The organism is Vibrio sp. Vb0598 (assembly GCF_033338935.1).
In the GTDB taxonomy this organism is placed as follows: Bacteria; Pseudomonadota; Gammaproteobacteria; order Enterobacterales; family Vibrionaceae; genus Vibrio; species Vibrio alginolyticus.
Genome location: NZ_JAWOTP010000001.1, coordinates 345920 through 361896 on the forward strand (window position 1 = coordinate 345920; position 15977 = coordinate 361896).

12 protein-coding genes are annotated in these 15977 nt (G+C 44.6%); 6 read left to right on the plus strand and 6 right to left on the minus strand.

Annotated features, from left to right (window positions below; all coding sequences use genetic code 11):
* Window positions 1-52: 52 nt before the first annotated feature.
* The 3 genes from napA to napF are packed head-to-tail and all read right to left on the minus strand — an operon-like array spanning window position 53 to window position 3380.
* Window positions 53-2542, minus strand: a complete 2490-nt coding sequence (napA, locus tag R7Q38_RS01655; RefSeq protein ID WP_005389060.1) for a periplasmic nitrate reductase subunit alpha — start codon at window positions 2540-2542, stop codon at window positions 53-55.
* A complete protein-coding gene (locus tag R7Q38_RS01660; RefSeq protein ID WP_005373535.1) occupies window positions 2539-2847 on the minus strand; it encodes a chaperone NapD in 309 nt (102 codons plus the stop codon). The genes napA and R7Q38_RS01660 overlap by 4 nt, the downstream gene beginning before the upstream one ends.
* Before the next feature lie 47 nt (window positions 2848-2894).
* Window positions 2895-3380: a ferredoxin-type protein NapF gene (gene napF / locus R7Q38_RS01665; RefSeq protein ID WP_138940095.1), complete on the minus strand. Its 486-nt coding sequence runs from the start codon at window positions 3378-3380 to the stop codon at window positions 2895-2897.
* Window positions 3381-3627: 247 nt separating this feature from the next.
* Between napF and narQ the strand changes: the two genes are divergently transcribed.
* On the plus strand, window positions 3628-5364 hold the full coding sequence (narQ, locus tag R7Q38_RS01670; protein WP_025767926.1) for a nitrate/nitrite two-component system sensor histidine kinase NarQ: 1737 nt from the start codon (window positions 3628-3630) through the stop codon (window positions 5362-5364).
* Window positions 5365-5368: 4 nt separating this feature from the next.
* A complete protein-coding gene (locus R7Q38_RS01675) occupies window positions 5369-5983 on the plus strand; it encodes a response regulator (protein WP_031777156.1) in 615 nt (204 codons plus the stop codon).
* A 90-nt stretch (window positions 5984-6073) separates the two neighbouring features.
* Here R7Q38_RS01675 and R7Q38_RS01680 read toward each other — a convergent pair whose 3' ends face one another.
* Window positions 6074-6247, minus strand: coding sequence for a hypothetical protein (locus R7Q38_RS01680; RefSeq protein WP_005373524.1), 174 nt, complete (start codon window positions 6245-6247; stop codon window positions 6074-6076).
* A 261-nt stretch (window positions 6248-6508) separates the two neighbouring features.
* Here R7Q38_RS01680 and R7Q38_RS01685 point away from each other — a divergent pair, with 261 nt between their 5' ends.
* Both R7Q38_RS01685 and pepT read left to right on the plus strand, forming a co-directional pair.
* Window positions 6509-7372, plus strand: coding sequence for a DUF6279 family lipoprotein (locus R7Q38_RS01685; RefSeq protein WP_005389049.1), 864 nt, complete (start codon window positions 6509-6511; stop codon window positions 7370-7372).
* Between the two features lie 170 nt (window positions 7373-7542).
* Window positions 7543-8772 carry a peptidase T gene (gene pepT / locus R7Q38_RS01690; RefSeq protein WP_239939120.1) on the plus strand — a complete coding sequence of 410 codons (1230 nt, stop codon included), beginning with the start codon at window positions 7543-7545 and terminating at the stop codon, window positions 8770-8772.
* A gap of 82 nt (window positions 8773-8854) precedes the next feature.
* On the opposite strand, the gene R7Q38_RS01695 is transcribed toward pepT, so the two are convergent.
* Entirely contained in the window at window positions 8855-9319 is a 465-nt protein-coding gene (locus R7Q38_RS01695; RefSeq protein WP_005373515.1) for a dCMP deaminase family protein, read from the minus strand.
* A gap of 419 nt (window positions 9320-9738) precedes the next feature.
* Between R7Q38_RS01695 and vmeY the strand changes: the two genes are divergently transcribed.
* Both vmeY and vmeZ read left to right on the plus strand, forming a co-directional pair.
* The gene (vmeY, locus tag R7Q38_RS01700; protein ID WP_017635193.1) at window positions 9739-10866 is read left to right on the plus strand and encodes a multidrug efflux RND transporter periplasmic adaptor subunit VmeY; all 1128 of its coding nucleotides are present in this window, start codon (window positions 9739-9741) and stop codon (window positions 10864-10866) included.
* Between the two features lie 8 nt (window positions 10867-10874).
* Window positions 10875-14027: a multidrug efflux RND transporter permease subunit VmeZ gene (gene vmeZ / locus R7Q38_RS01705; RefSeq protein ID WP_005373507.1), complete on the plus strand. Its 3153-nt coding sequence runs from the start codon at window positions 10875-10877 to the stop codon at window positions 14025-14027.
* An 89-nt stretch (window positions 14028-14116) separates the two neighbouring features.
* Here the strand turns inward: vmeZ and R7Q38_RS01710 are convergent, their stop codons facing one another.
* Window positions 14117-15886, minus strand: coding sequence for a methyl-accepting chemotaxis protein (locus R7Q38_RS01710; protein WP_238970509.1), 1770 nt, complete (start codon window positions 15884-15886; stop codon window positions 14117-14119).
* Between the last annotated feature and the right edge of the window lie 91 nt (window positions 15887-15977).

Below are 15977 nucleotides of genomic sequence, written 5' to 3' on the forward strand. Positions count from 1 at the left end.
AATTCTTTATTAGGCCGCCATAATGACGGCCGTAGCATTCAGTATCTGAAGGTTAAGCAATCTTAGTGATTTTGACTGGGCACTTCTTAAAGTCTGTCTGTTTAGACAGTGGATCAGTCGCATCTAGGATAAGCTTGTTAATCAAAATACGTGCATCAAAGAACGGTACGAATACCAAGCCTTTTGGCGGACGGTTACGACCGCGAGTTTCAACACGAACGCGTACTTCACCGCGTTTGTTTGCCATGAGTACTTCTTCACCACGACGAACATTGCGTGCTTTTGCGTCTTCTGGGTGCATGTAACACACTGCGTCTGGTACTGCTTTGTATAATTCAGGTACACGACGAGTCATGGTGCCTGTGTGCCAATGTTCAAGAACACGACCAGTACATAACCACATATCAAATTCATCGTTCGGTACTTCTGGTGGCGCTTCGTATGGCGCGGAAATGATCTTCGCTTTGCCGTCAGCATTGCCGTAGAAGTCCCAACCAGAACCTTCTTTCGCGTATGGGTCTGAACCTTCTTTAAAGCGCCACTGTGTTTCTTTACCATCAACAACAGGCCAACGTAGACCACGTACTTGGTGGTAGCGGTCGTATGGAGCCAAATCATGCCCGTGACCACGGCCAAATGTTGCGTATTCCTCAAACAGACCTTTTTGAACATAGAAACCGAAGTGGTGAGCATCGTCATTCAGTTCACGAGCTTCTTCGATAGGGAATTTGTCGACGTTACCATTGCGGTAAAGTACGTCGTACATTGTTTTACCACGGTATTGAGGCGCTTTCGCTAGAAGCTCTTCAGGCCACACTTCTTCCATTTTGAAGCGTTTCGAGAACTCCATTAGCTGCCAAAGGTCGGATTTTGCTTGACCGACTGTGCCCACTTGTTGGTACCAAGCTTGGGTACGACGCTCTGCGTTACCGTAAGCACCTTCTTTTTCAATCCACATTGCGGTAGGAAGAATAAGGTCTGCTGCTTGTGCTGTTGCTGTCGGGTATGGGTCAGACACAACGATGAAGTTTTCTGGGTTGCGGTAACCTGGAAGACGCTCTGTGTTGATGTTTGGACCGGCTTGCATGTTGTTGTTACATTGAACCCAGTAACAGTTCAGAACGCCGTCATTCAGCATACGGTCTTGCAATACGGCGTGGAAGCCAGGTTTTGGTGGAATCGTACCTTCTGGCAGTTTCCAGATGTCTTCTGCAATCTTACGGTGTTTAGGGTTAGCAACCACCATGTCCGCTGGTAGGCGGTGAGCAAACGTACCAACCTCACGAGCGGTACCACATGCTGATGGTTGGCCCGTTAGTGAGAATGGGCTGTTCCCCGGAGTCGAGATCTTACCGGTTAGTAGGTGGATGTTGTAAACCAAGTTATTCATCCATACACCACGAGTATGCTGGTTCATACCCATCGTCCATAGAGACATCACTTTCGTGTTTGGATCCGCGTATTGCTTCGCAAGCTCGATAAGCTTCTCTTTCTCAACACCAGAGATTTCAGATGCTTTCTCTACTGTGTATGGCGCTACTGATTTCTTGTACTCTTCGAATGAGATAGAAGTGAGTTTGCCAGAGTTCGGGTTCTTCGCTGCTTTTTGTAGCGGATCATCGTCACGTAGACCGTAGCCGATGTCAGTGTCTGCTTGAGTGAAGTTCGTGTGTTTGTTCACGAAGTCCCAGTTTACTGCATCGTTTTCGATGATGTAGTTTGCGATGAAGTTAGCAATTGCAAGGTCAGACTGAGGATTGAAAATGTAGCCGTGGTCTGCCAACTCAAATGAACGATGGTAGTAAGTAGAAAGCACGTTCACTTTAACGTGAGGGTGGCTTAGGCGGCGGTCAGTAATGCGAGTCCATAGAACCGGGTGCATCTCTGCCATGTTTGAGCCCCAAAGAACGAAAGCGTCTGCGTTCTCAAAGTCATCGTAACAACCCATTGGCTCATCGATACCGAATGCGCGCATGAAACCTACAACGGCAGAAGCCATACAGTGACGAGCGTTTGGATCAATGTTGTTTGATCGGAAGCCTGCTTTCATTAACTTTGACGCAGCGTAGCCTTCCATTACTGTCCATTGGCCTGAGCCAAACATACCTACGCTTGTTGGGCCTTTTTTCTCGAGGGAAGCTTTCCATTTCTCAGCCATGATGTCGAAAGCGTCATCCCAAGAGATAGGTGTAAATTCACCATCTTTGTGGAATTTGCCATCTTTCATTCGTAGCATCGGTTGAGTTAGACGGTCTTGACCGTACATGATCTTAGAAAGGAAGTAACCTTTGATGCAGTTCAGACCTTTGTTTACTGGTGCTTCTGGGTCACCCTGTGTTGCTACCACTTTGCCGTTTTGAGTGCCAACAAGAACAGAACAGCCTGTACCACAGAAACGACAAGGTGCTTTGTCCCATGTGATTTTGGTTTGATCAGAGCTTGCAATCAGGTTGGCTGCAGATGCTGGTAGTGTCACACCTGCGACAGCAGCAGCTGATGCAGCCGCGTTTGCTTTCACAAACGCACGTCTTGTCATTTTCATACTTCACCCTCGATTTGGGAATGTTGTGTTCCAGTGTCTTCTTCATCCGTTTCTTCAAGCCCAGTTTCGATTTGGTGATAAACCAATACCGTGCTTAAGACGTTCGGTAAATTGTTAATGGCATCGATAGTGTCTGTGATGAAACCTTGGTTCTCAGTTTCAAGTACGACGATAATCTTGCCTTCAGGACTGTCACCATAGATTTCCGCATTTTCGTGTGCTTCTATCTTTTGTTTGATTTCGTCCAAATGTTCCGGCAGCACATGTACTACCAAACTTGAAATATGCACTTCATTTAGTGACATATAGCTCTCTCATTTATTTTTATTGCCTTTGGCCGACGACATTCGGCTTAGGCTGTTGTATTGCTCACATTGATGGATGAAGTCGGGCACACTGAAACACAGGCGCCGCAGCCGTTACACTCATCAAGGTTTAAATTGGGTTGTGCTACTTTCCCCAGTTCTAATTTGAACTGAATTGCCATCGGGTCGCACATATCCCCACAGCTTCGGCATTCGACATTTTGTTTTGCTAAGCAGTTATCGTTGATACTTGCTTTTGCTTGCCAAGGTTGTTCTGTTTCTGGCAAGAAAAGGGGCTCAGGACAGGCGTTTGCACATTGATAGCAAAATGTGCATTCATCGATGGAAAAATCGACCGAGGGGAATCCGCCATCACTTTTGGTTATAATCTTTGTTTCACAGGCCTCAATGCATTTACCGCAGCGAGTGCAATCGTCCGTAAACTGTTGCGGTTTAGTTAACCAAGGCAAACGTACGGCGTTGTCGGGGTGCGCTTTTCTTGCAAAGAGTCTTCTTCTGGAAAGGTCTACCACTTAGTCACCTCGAAACTTGGAACCCAAACTAAGCATAGCCCACAATTTTCATTAATAAACTGTCATTTAAACTAACGAAATTGTAGTTTTTGACATATTTGTATAAATACCTCTTAGGGGGTAAATGGTATGCAATATTGTTTTGGATCAATAAATTCCGTCGCAGGTGATCACATATTGATAAAGTTGAAAGGTAATGGGTTCATTGCACGTACAAATAGGATTGTTAATGGGCGAGGAACTCAGATTGTTTAAAAATGTGAAAAAGTCAGTGACGCGCACGATTGCGTCCGCGATGCTTCTTATTTTGCTGCTCTCAGTCGCTACGACTGGTTTTGCGATTTTTACGTTAGCGTCCAGTTTGAACGATGCTGAAGCCGTCAATGTTGCTGGCTCGATGCGAATGCAAAGCTACCGTCTGGCGAATGATATTCAGGTTAAATCTGTTGACTATTCTTCACATATTGACGCATTTGAACATTCGATATATTCACCTTCAATGAAAGCGCTTCAGCATTGGTCTGTGCCTGAAGACATCACTCACGATTACTACCGTCTTATTATCAGATGGCATGAACTCAAGGCGGTGCTGAGAGGAGACAACCCGGCAGAATATCAACTCCTAGTGGCCGGTTTTGTTGAACAAATCGATGAGTTTGTATTTAAGCTACAAAGCTTTTCGGAGCAAAAACTGATTAACTTAGCCTGGATCGGCGGGTTAGGGTTGGGTGGCATTCTTTGTGTCAGTATGTTTGTCGTTCATTTTGTGCGCCTCGAAGTTGTTCGGCCTCTGCGTGCTTTAGTTTTTGCTAGCGAGCAAATTAAAAATCGCTCATTTAATATATCGCTCAATGTATCTAGCGATAATGAAATGGGAATACTGACTCGAACCTTTAATCGGATGGCGACAGACCTTGGTAAGTTGTACCGAGGATTAGAACAAGCGGTTGATGAGAAAACACGTAAATTGCAGCATGCCAACCAGTCTTTAGAGGTGCTGTATGACTCGTCAAAAGAACTCACGGCGTCGCGTATTAATCAAGACAATTTCCAGGCGATTTTGCAGCATATCGTCAGTCTTGAGGGCATTAAAGCGGTCAAACTTGAAATCGAGCAGCTGGGAGAACCGAGCTGGATATTGATGGAAGGAGAAGAATGCTGCCAAGATTGTGATGAAGATTGCCACGGTAAAGCCCTGATGCTAGATGGTGAGCACTTGGGCTATTTATATTGGAAAGCAGGGTTACCTTGTCCGAACGAGGCTCTTATTGACAACTTCGTGCAGATTTTATCACGCGCCGTGTATTACAATCGGGCGCAGCGCCAAGCAGAACAAATTCTGCTGATGGAAGAGCGAGCCACTATTGCTCGGGAGTTGCATGATTCATTGGCTCAAGCACTCTCTTACTTGAAAATTCAGGTCGCTTTGTTGAAGAGAAGCGTAAAGAACTTGCCTGACGAAAAGGCGATCGCGCAGGCTAATCAAGTTATTGCCGAGCTAGATACGGGCTTATCTGCCGCTTATACGCAGTTACGCGAGTTACTGACGACGTTTCGTCTTACGATTAAAGAGGGCAGTTTTGGCCAAGCATTGCAAGACATGGTTGAAACGCTCAGTGAACAAACTGCTGCGGACATTACGCTAAAAAATAGACTTTCATCAACTGAACTGGATGCACATCAGCAGGTTCATTTACTACAGTTGATAAGAGAAGCGGCAATTAATGCTATCAAACATGCGCAAGCAGATAATATTCACATTCAATGTCTCGATAATGATGGAAAAGTCACAGTAACCGTTAGCGACGATGGAATAGGCTTTGAACATCAAGACGAAAAATTAAATCATTACGGTATGAGTATCATGCAAGAGCGGGCCGCTAGACTGCATGCCGATCTTCACATCGAAGCATCGATAAACAAAGGTTGTACCGTAAAATTAGAATTCCAACATAGTAAGGAAGTAAACAGTGACAGTGTGTAAAGTAATGCTGGTGGATGATCATCCACTCATGCGAAGAGGTATCCACCAGCTTTTAAGCTTTGAGCCTGAGTTTGAGGTCATTGCAGAAGCAAGTAATGGCGCGGATGCAGTAGCGAAAGCGCATGAGCTGGAACTGGATCTTGTACTTCTTGATCTTAATATGAAAGGCATGTCTGGCCTTGATACTTTGCAAGCACTGCGTGCAGATGGCTGTGAAGCCAGAATTGTCATTCTAACCGTTTCGGATAGCCCAGCAGATATAGAAGCAATAGTTCGAAGTGGTGCCGATGGCTATTTATTGAAAGACACTGAGCCTGATGAGTTGGTTGAGTTGCTAAAACAAGCGCACCAAGGGGACAAGGCATACAGCCAAGAAGTTTCTAAGTATTTGAGTGAACGTTCAGAGCAAGAGGACGTGTTTGATACACTGACCGATCGTGAATCTCAGATCTTAAGAGAGGTGGCAAGAGGTTTCCGCAACAAGCAAATTGCCGATCGTCTTTTTATCTCTGAGTCTACGGTTAAAGTACATATGAAGAGTTTACTTAAAAAGCTTCAAGTTCCTTCTCGTACTGCAGCAACCGTCCTTTATCTTGAGCGCTTTGGCGACATCAAATAACATTGTTGGATTTGAATCTGTAATAATAAATAAAATCAAACAGTTATATTGATTCTGACGAATAAAAAAACCGCCTGTTAGGCGGTTTTTTTACTTGTCTGGGCGAATAGAGTACAAGTCACTGTTGTGCTTACCACACTCCAAATAGTACTGATAAGCCACTTTTTTGCTTTCAGCAATGACTCTCATGCAGTGCATTTTCCCCTGTTCAAAATATCGAATCTCATATTCTACACTGGTATCAAGTTGCTCAGCGGCTGCCATACTTCGCCTCCATAAACCATCCAAAAAACATCCATGCAAATTATATGCCGTTATAGGGAGCGTCGTTCGGTACGTTTTTTAGCCGATAATTGCGCTCTAACTCACTTTTTTGCGGATAGCTGTGATCAAAAAGTTAATTTCAAACTCTATATATTATTAAGGTGGCAATCAATATTTGTCACACTGGTGTAAGTTTGCCGCAATACTAAGTGATACAGGTTGAGTATAGAACTTAATCAACAGAAAAGGGAATACGAATAAGTGACTAAATTAAAGGATGTATCTAATAAGGCGCTTCGTTATGGCCTTCTATTTTGTTTCGTATTTCTGCTTGCCGGTTGTGCGAAAAAGTTTTTATACAGCAATATCGATTGGTTCGTGCTCGATTACTTAGAGGACTATGTCTCGTTGCAAGGGGAACAAGAAGTCCTAGTGGAAGAGCGCTTATTATTGTTGGCAGACTGGCACAAGAAAGAGGAGTTACCATTATATATCGAACATTTAAAAGACCTTGAGAGATTAAAAGCGAGCGATATCACCTTAAATTACTTACAACAAAATCGAGATAGAATGCGAGCGCATTACGATAGAGTGGTAAGCAAAGCAGCACCAGATCTTTTTGCGTTAAGTTTGCAATTAACGAAAGAGCAAGAACGCGAGTTTTTGAGTAATGTACAAGAACATTATCAAGAGCGAAACGCAAAATATGCCGATAAGACAGAAGACGAAGTGCGTGAAATTATTCTGGATAACACTGAAGAGTGGATGGAAGAATGGCTAGGGAATCTATCAGGAAATCAGCGTCAATTAGCTCAAAGATTTTCTCAGCAAGTTATTTTAAACAGCCCTTTATGGAGAGATTATCGAGCCACGGTATATCAAGAGCTCGAATACTTGTTCGACAACAAATCTAATGTTGTGACTTATCAAGATATATTTATGCGACTCTTGTTCGAACCAGAGAGTTATTATAGTGAGCAGCTTTCTCTGAATATTGACTCTAACTTTGCATTGGTTGATCAACTGACATTAGATGTTTCTCGTTCGATGACCGATAAGCAATGGCGTCATTTTCGTGAAAAGGTTAAAGAGTGGCGAGTACTGGCTGAGGAACTTTTAGATTAAATTCATACCTCAATGAGCGAAAGCAAAGCGCAAAAGCCTTTCTTATCAAAAAATGATTCAAAGCAAATTCTTATTGAGCTAAGAGCGTAACATAGCGTGAGGTTTGATGAGGCAACGTCAGCTTATCAATGCGTGATAAGGCCTCATCGTACAAAACAATGAGAATAAATATGAAACATTTAGTTGAAAGATTTCTTCGATACGTCACGTTTGATACCCAATCCAATCCACATGTGACGCTTTGCCCAAGTTCACCTGGCCAGCTTGTGTTTGCTGAGTTACTTAAAAAAGAGATGCTCGAACTTGGCTTAAGTGACGTGACTTTGGATAAAAATGGCTACTTGATGGCTAAACTGCCAGCCAATGTTGATTATGAGGTTCCTCCTATCGGCTTCATTGCCCATATGGATACCGCGCCGGATGCATTTGGCAAAAACGTAAAGCCGCAATTCATCGAAGATTACCAGGGTGGCGATATTGCATTAGGGTTGGGGGATGAAGTGTTATCTCCCGTGCAATACCCAGATTTACATCACCTACATGGCCACAATCTTATTACTACCGATGGCACTACATTACTTGGCGCGGATAACAAAGCCGGTATCGCAGAGATTCTTTCCGCGGTAGCTCTGCTACTGGAAAACCCAGACATTCCACACGGCGACATTTGTATCGGCTTTACTCCGGATGAAGAAATCGGTCGTGGTGCAGATTTGTTTGATGTTAAAAAATTTGGCGCGAAATGGGCATACACTATAGATGGTGGCCCGCAAGGTGAATTGGAATACGAAAACTTTAATGCAGCAAACGCTGATGTAATTTTTCATGGTGTTAGCGTTCATCCAGGTACTGCAAAAGGCAAAATGGTCAATGCGATGAACTTGGCTGCGAAATTTCAAGTTCAAATGCCCCAAGATCAAACTCCGGAAACAACCGAAGGTTACGAAGGGTTCTTCCATCTAAAATCGGCAGAAATGGGCGTTGCACGAAGCGAGCTAGGTTACATTATTAGAGACTTTGACCGTCAAAGACTTGAGGATCGAAAAGCCTTTATGCAGAAACTCGTCGATGAAATGAACACGGGTTTACGCCATGGTTCTGTAGAGCTAAAAATAAAAGACAGCTATTACAATATGAGAGAAATGGTTGAGCCTTACCCTCATATCATTGAGCTGGCAAAGCAAGCGATGGAAGCGTGTGATGTGGAACCGATTATAAAACCTATTCGTGGTGGTACAGATGGTGCTCGTTTATCTTTTATGGGTTTGCCGTGCCCGAATATCTTCACCGGTGGTTTTAACTTCCACGGAATTCATGAGTTTATTTCTGTTGAAATGATGGAAAAATCAGTACTCGTTATTGTCAAAATTGCTGAGCTCACAGCGAAAAAACACAGTTAAAAGACTACGTCGAGACCTCTTGCAGATTTAATAACAAAATAGCCCAGATCTTCCTGGGCTATTTAAATATTAAGATGGAATACTAGCGCACGTCTTTGTCTTCAATTTCAATGTCTTCTAGTGGTAACCAGTCGACTTTCACACCCGCTTGATCGAACATATCTTGACTGACTTGGATTTTATCTCCCCAGCGAGATAAAAAGTCTTCAGACTGCTCAGGGCAGTGTACGTGTGAGATCCCTGTTTGAATGATCTTTGCCGCGCAGTTAGGGCAAGGAAAATGCGTTACCCAAATATCACATCCGTCTAAGTCACGTTTTGAGAACAAAATTGCGTTCTCTTCCGCGTGCAGTGTTTTAAGGTATTTCAACTCGCGCTCATCGGTGTCGACACTGTCAGAAACACCATGCGGATAGCCATTAAATCCAACAGATACAATGCGATTCTGTTTAGTAATAACGGCACCGACTTGTGTTGATGGGTCCTTACTCCAAGACGCCACTAGTTCTGCCATCTGGTAAAAGCGTTTCGCCCATTTAGAAATCATAGTCATCCTCTCTGTCGAAGGCGTTGAATTAATTGAATGATAACCCATTTATATTAAAAAAATAGTCAAAATCGGGGTCTTGAGTATGAAGGCGTCACTTTTTACCTTTTTAGCCACAAAACGTTCTTATCTTGAGCACTGAATCTCACTTTACGCCCGAATACAATACTCCCGTTAGTGTTTCCAAGCACACGCTAAAATTCGCGATCTCCTAAGGCGTATATTAAATAGTTATGATTGAGTTGTATGTATATTGCTCATTGAATACCACTGTTAACTAAATTACTTTATTTTCCTTTTGTTTCTCATGTTTACATTTAGAAACACCTTGGGCGCTTTTCAGTGAAGTTTTCAGTGGCAGCAAGGAGTAAGGTTGATAGGAATTCAACAATATCCTGTTCTATAAAGACGGTAAATACATGCAAAAGAAACCACTTGTCGCACTAATGGCGGCTACAGCAATCCTCGCTGGATGCGGGGAAGCTAATAATGCCCAAACGAAAGGTCAAGCGCCTCTCGTAGTGACTCAGGATGTCACGGTTATCGACTACCAACCGAGCAAGTCTTATATCGGTCGCATTGAAGCAGTAGAAGATACCAATATTACCGCGCAGATTTCTGGCTACTTAAAAGCTCGTCACTTTGAAGAGGGGCAAATGGTAGAAAAAGGGCAGCTCCTTTACTCTATCGAGCCATCTTCTTTTGAAGCCCAAGTCGCGAGTGCTAAAGCCGCACTTGCACAAGCTAAAGCGGCGCTAAAAAAAGCCGAATTAGATCATACTCGAGGTAAAAACTTGTTGCCTCGCGGTAGTATCTCTCAATCTGAGTTTGATGCTTTAACTGCGGCACTTCTTGGTGCGAGAGCAGAGCTAGAAGCGGCAAATGCTCAACTTAAACTTGCTGAAGTTAACCTTTCCTATACTCAAATCCGAGCACCTTTTAGCGGACGTATTAGTGATACCAAAGTGAGTACGGGTGATCTGGTTTCTCCGTCATCTGGCGTGCTGACAACTCTGGTGAGTTTAGATCCAGTTCATACCTCATTTAGTGTGAGTGAGCGTGAGCGTTTAGCTATGGGTATGGATCAAGTAAAAGGTGATGGCTCGGCTGAATCAAACCGCGTTGAAGTTCAGCTTGAACTGGAAAATGGACAGTTTTTTGAGCATCTTGGTAAGCTTGATTTCTTAGGTAATCGTATTGACACCAAAACGGGTACGATTGCTATGCGCGCGCTAGTGCCAAACCCAGAGCAGAAGTTACTTCCGGGTCAACACATCAAAGTGAACTTGAGAGATAAGAACACGAAAGACGTTATTGTTATCCCACGACGTGCCGTACAGACTGACTTAGAAGGTGACTTTGTGATGGTGATGGCTGAGGGAAGTGTGGCAGAGCGTCGTAACGTCGAGCTTGGCCCTCAGGTTGAACAAGGCATTATCATTCGAGAAGGGCTCGATCAGGAAGATACGGTTATTACACAAGGCCTACAACGTGTGCGTAATGGTGTAGAAGTGCGCCTTCAAGCACCTGCTGAAGATAAGCAGTAGGGGGCACTATGTTAAGTCGTTTCTTTATTCAGAGACCTAAATTCGCGCTGGTTATTTCGATCATATTAACGCTAGCCGGCGCGATCTCACTGGCGATTTTGCCAGTGGCTGAGTACCCACAGATAAGCCCGCCATCAGTAAGCGTTTCGGCTTACTACACTGGCGCGAGTGCGGAAGTTGTCGAGCAGGCCATTGCGGACCCCATAGAGACCTCAGTCAACGGCGTTGAGGATATGATATACATGTCTTCAAAGAGCGCGAACGATGGCTCTTACAGCCTAAACGTCACGTTCGATGTTGGCACCGATCCAGATATGGCGCAAGTTAACGTGCAAAACCGCGTGTCACAGATTGAGTCAAAACTGCCTCAAGAAGTTCGCATGGTTGGTGTGACGGTGAAAAAGCGTTCACCTGACTTGCTGATGGTACTTAACTTCTATTCACCTGATGGCAAATACGATGATCAGTTCTTGATTAACTACATTAACTTGAATGTAAAAGATCAGTTGGCTCGTGCGAAAGGTATCAGTGAAGTTAACGTGATTGGTGGTGGCGAATACGCAATGCGTGTTTGGTTAGATCCTGAAAAAATGGCCAACCTTAAGCTAACCACGTCAGACGTATACGCCGCTTTGGCTGAACAGAACGTTCAAGTTGCGGCAGGGCGTGTAGGTGCAGCACCATACAACAATCCGCAAGAAGTTCAGTTTAACCTTGTGACCAAAGGTCGCTTGGAAAGCGTGAGTGAGTTTGAGAACGTAGTCCTTCGAGCTAATCCCAATGGCTCTACGGTTTATCTGAAAGATGTTGCTCGCGTTGAACTAGGCAAAAAGTTCTACGATGGTAACGGTAAGTTCCGTGGCCAGGACGCGTCAATCGTTGCGTTGTCTCTTCAATCGGATGCGAATGCGTTAGAAAGTGGTCAGGCCGTCATGGAGCTCCTTGAAGGCTTGAGCAAAAACTTCCCAGAGGGAATGGAATACGAGACCAGCTACGATACAACCGTGTTCGTATCTGAATCGATCAAAGGGGTAGTAAAAACACTGATTGAAGCGATTCTATTGGTGATTGCTGTAACTTACTTGTTCTTGGGTAGTGCGCGTGCAACGTTGATTCCTGTTGTCGCGATCCCCGTTTCTCTGATTGGTACGTTTGCCATCATGCAGGCAACGGGCTTCACCATTAATACGGTTACTTTGTTTGGCTTGATCCTTGCGATTGGTATCGTGGTGGACGATGCGATTCTGGTTATCGAAAACGTCGATACTACCATGGCGAAAGACCCAAGCATTTCACCGCGTAAAGCGACGTTGCTAGCGATGAAAGAAGTAACGGGACCAATCATCACGTCGACCTTGGTTCTACTTGCGGTATTCATACCCGTCGCCATGCTGCCAGGTATCACCGGTATCATGTATCGCCAGTTCGCTTTGACCATCTGTATTTCGGTTGTGATTTCATCCATCAATGCATTGACGCTGTCTCCAGCACTTTGTTCTCTGGTATTGAAGCAGGGTGGGGGCAATACCGCTAACTGGTTCCAGGCTTTCAACCGAGGCTTAGAGCGCATCACTACGCGTTATGGCCAGATCGCTGGTTTCTTGGTGAAGAAGTCTTTACTGCTCGTGACGTTCTTTATAGTTGCTATCGCAGCGGTCACTTTCTTTGCGAAAACCACCTCTACAGCGTTTGTTCCTCAAGAAGATAAAGGCATTTTGCTGGTTAACGTACAGCTACCAGATTCAGCCTCTTTATCACGTACTGAAGAAGTCACCAATGATTTAATGAAAATGATCGGTGAAGAACCTGGTGTGGATGGTGTGACGGTTGCGAACGGTTACTCGTTTATGACAGGCGCAGCAGCATCAAACGGTGCTTCTGTATTTATCAAATTGCATGACTGGGATACTCGTAACTCGCTGCAAGGAGAGCACTCTGCTAATGCTATCGCGGCACGTATTAACGGTCGAGCGGCGACAGAGCTACCTCAAGCGGTTGTTTTTGCGATGGGACCACCGGCGGTTCCTGGTATGGGCGCTGCGTCTGGTTTTGAGTTTGTGCTTGAAGACACGCTAGGGCGAAGTCGTACCGATTTGTCGATGGTCATGGGAGAAATGATCCAAGCGGCTAACCAAGCGCCTGAAATTGCCTACACGTTTAGCACGTTTCGCGCGAATGTTCCGCACTACTACGTTGATATCGATCGTGAGAAAGCGCAGCAATTAGGTATTTCGCTGTCGTCTATTTTCCAAACCTTGCAAGGCAACTTAGGTTCGCTTTATGTGAATGACTTCACCATGTTTGGTAAGAACTTCCGCGTAACCATGCAAGCTGATAGCCAGCACCGTAGCAGCATGGAAGATCTAGAGCGTTTCCATGTTCGTTCTTCGAACGGTGATATGGTTCCGTTAAGTACGCTAGTGAGCTACGAGCAAGTGTTTGAGCCTGATGTGGCGTGGCGTTACAACATGTACCGCAGTGCTATCATTCAAGGCCAACCAGCACCGGGTTACTCTAGTGGTGATGCGATTGCCGCAATGGAACGCGTTGCTGCTGAAGTTCTTCCACAAGGGTATACGTATGAATGGACAGGTATGGCTTATCAGGAAGTGCTTGCGGGCAACCAAGCCATTTATGCGTTTGCGCTGGCTTTGATATTCATTTACTTGTTTATGGTGGCTCAGTATGAGAGTTGGAGTATTCCACTGGCTATTATTTTGGTGGTCCCAGTAGCAACGTTAGGTTCCTTCCTTGCGTTGAATCTAACTGGCACGCCGCTTAACTTGTATGCCCAAATCGGTCTTGTCTTGCTCATAGCCTTGGCGGCGAAAAACGCAATTTTGATTGTGGAGTTCGCCAAGCAAGAGCGTGAAGAAAAAGATGCTGATATCGATAGTGCAGCGGTTAAAGGAGGCACGTTACGTTTCCGCGCTGTGAATATGACATCTTGGTCATTTATCCTGGGTATCTTCCCGCTTATCTTTGCCGCTGGTGCGGGGCACGTGAGTCAAAACTCACTCGGCGTGTCGCTGATTGGTGGTCTATTGTGTGTGCTTCTAGCAGGTACATTCTTGATCCCAGGCTTCTACGCCCTGGTGCAAAGACAGCGTGAGAAAGTTCATGGCGGCAACACCAAGCTGGTTCCTCTTGATGATGAATAATCACATCCGAAGTGCGCAGTAAGCACGAAGTGACAATTGAAAAAAAGCCCGAAGCGATGATTGCTTCGGGCTTTCTATTTTGAAAAGGGTTATTTTAGCGCAGTTTTGAATTGTGCAACGGCTTCATCCATATCATGAGCTTGAGCAGAGACAGAGTTCACTTCATGCAAGCATTCCTGAGCGGATTGCATGTTATTCTCAGATATTGCGTTTAGCTCGGTGATTGAACCGCTAACTTGGTTCATAACGATACCTTGTTCTTCAATTGCTGAAGCTATGCGCTCCGAATTACCTTGAATTGAATGCATGTCAGTGATGATCTGCTGCAGGCTAGAATCCAGTTTTTCAGAAGCATTAAGTGTTTGTTGCCCTTGATCGTTACATTGATCAATATCAGCAACAACTGTAGACATTTGAGCTTGAATGTCTGCAACGACCCGCGTGATTTCCTCTGTGGATTGATGAGTTCGGCTAGCTAGGGCGCGTACTTCATCGGCGACAACTGCAAACCCGCGGCCTTGTTCGCCTGCTCGCGCGGCTTCAATTGCTGCGTTGAGAGCTAGTAGGTTGGTTTGCTCTGCAATTTCTTGGATGATGTTCACGGCACCACCAATTTTATCTACATGCTGATTCAGCGAGCCAATCGACTGCTGGCTGTTTGATAAAATCGTGGTTAGTTGACCGATGTTGGTTACCGTCGCCTCAACAACTCCTCGACCTTGTTCGGCATTATTCGCTGCCTGATGTACGCCTTCTACCGCAACTGATGTGCTTTCAGAGATTTCACCTATTGTGGCAACCATTTGCTGAACTGCCGTCGCCATTGATGCTGTGTGGTCAGTTTGAGTGTGGAATTGCTCCATAACGCCTTCTAACTCACGATGCATATTATCGGTACTTGCAGTGAGTTGCGCCGATTTTTCTTGGGTACTACTAATTAGATGCTCAAGCTTATCCAATAGGTCATTGAGGTGATGACTGATATCAAATAGCTCGTCTTGACCTTTCAAATCAGATCGAAGTCCCATGTTGTTCGTTTCGCTGATACTTCGAATGGTGCCAAGTAAGCTATTCACTCGCGTATTGATTGAACGTGAAATTTGCCAAATCAATGCGAAAATAACGACTAAGATCAGAGCTGTAATGACCTGCTTGATGGTCGACATTTGTTCATCACGTTGTGCGGCAGCAGAGCTAAGGGCTGTGGAAAAGGTTTCAAATTGCTCTTCTACGGCATGAGATAATGCGCGAGTTTCACCGAGTAGGCCTTTGTCATAAGCAACCCCAACAACTTGCTTTTGGGCCGCCAATTGCTTACCTGTTTTGATAAGCTCCGGAGCATATTGCCCCTCAAGCAAGTCACTATTGAATAGTCCTGCTTTTACCGCAGAGTCAAAACGGACTAATGCCAATAACTGCTGGTGGTCTGAACGTTGTTTTGCTTCTAATAGTGCTTGTTCGTAACCAGCGAGAAACCCACTTTTTGAATCAAGCCCGTATCGTTGGTAAGCGCTGACCAGATTCTGAAAGCCCCTTTGGTATGCGAGCAAGTCTTGCTTAAATTGTTGACTGGAAGGTAATTCATTACTCTTGAGTATGTTCGCAAGCTCTTTTTCTGTGTCTATAAACTTGTCAACATTGGCGTCAAATTTATTTAGATATTTGTCATTACTACGTAGTAGGAAATCTTTTTCATTTCTGCGTAAGTTGAGTAAGCGTATTTCTAGATCACCAACGAGTTTGATGGCGTGATTAAGATCATTGCTCTTATTTTCAAAATGGGATGACGTACCCAAAAGGGCCACGATGCCTAAAATGGCGATAACTCCGAGGAAGTAGAGTTTTTGCCTAATAGTCATATTGTTGTTTCCTGAATAAGTAACTAAAAAGAGAAATCCAATGAGATTTCCAAGGGCTAGCAAACGTTGTTCAACTAACATGTCGAGAAAA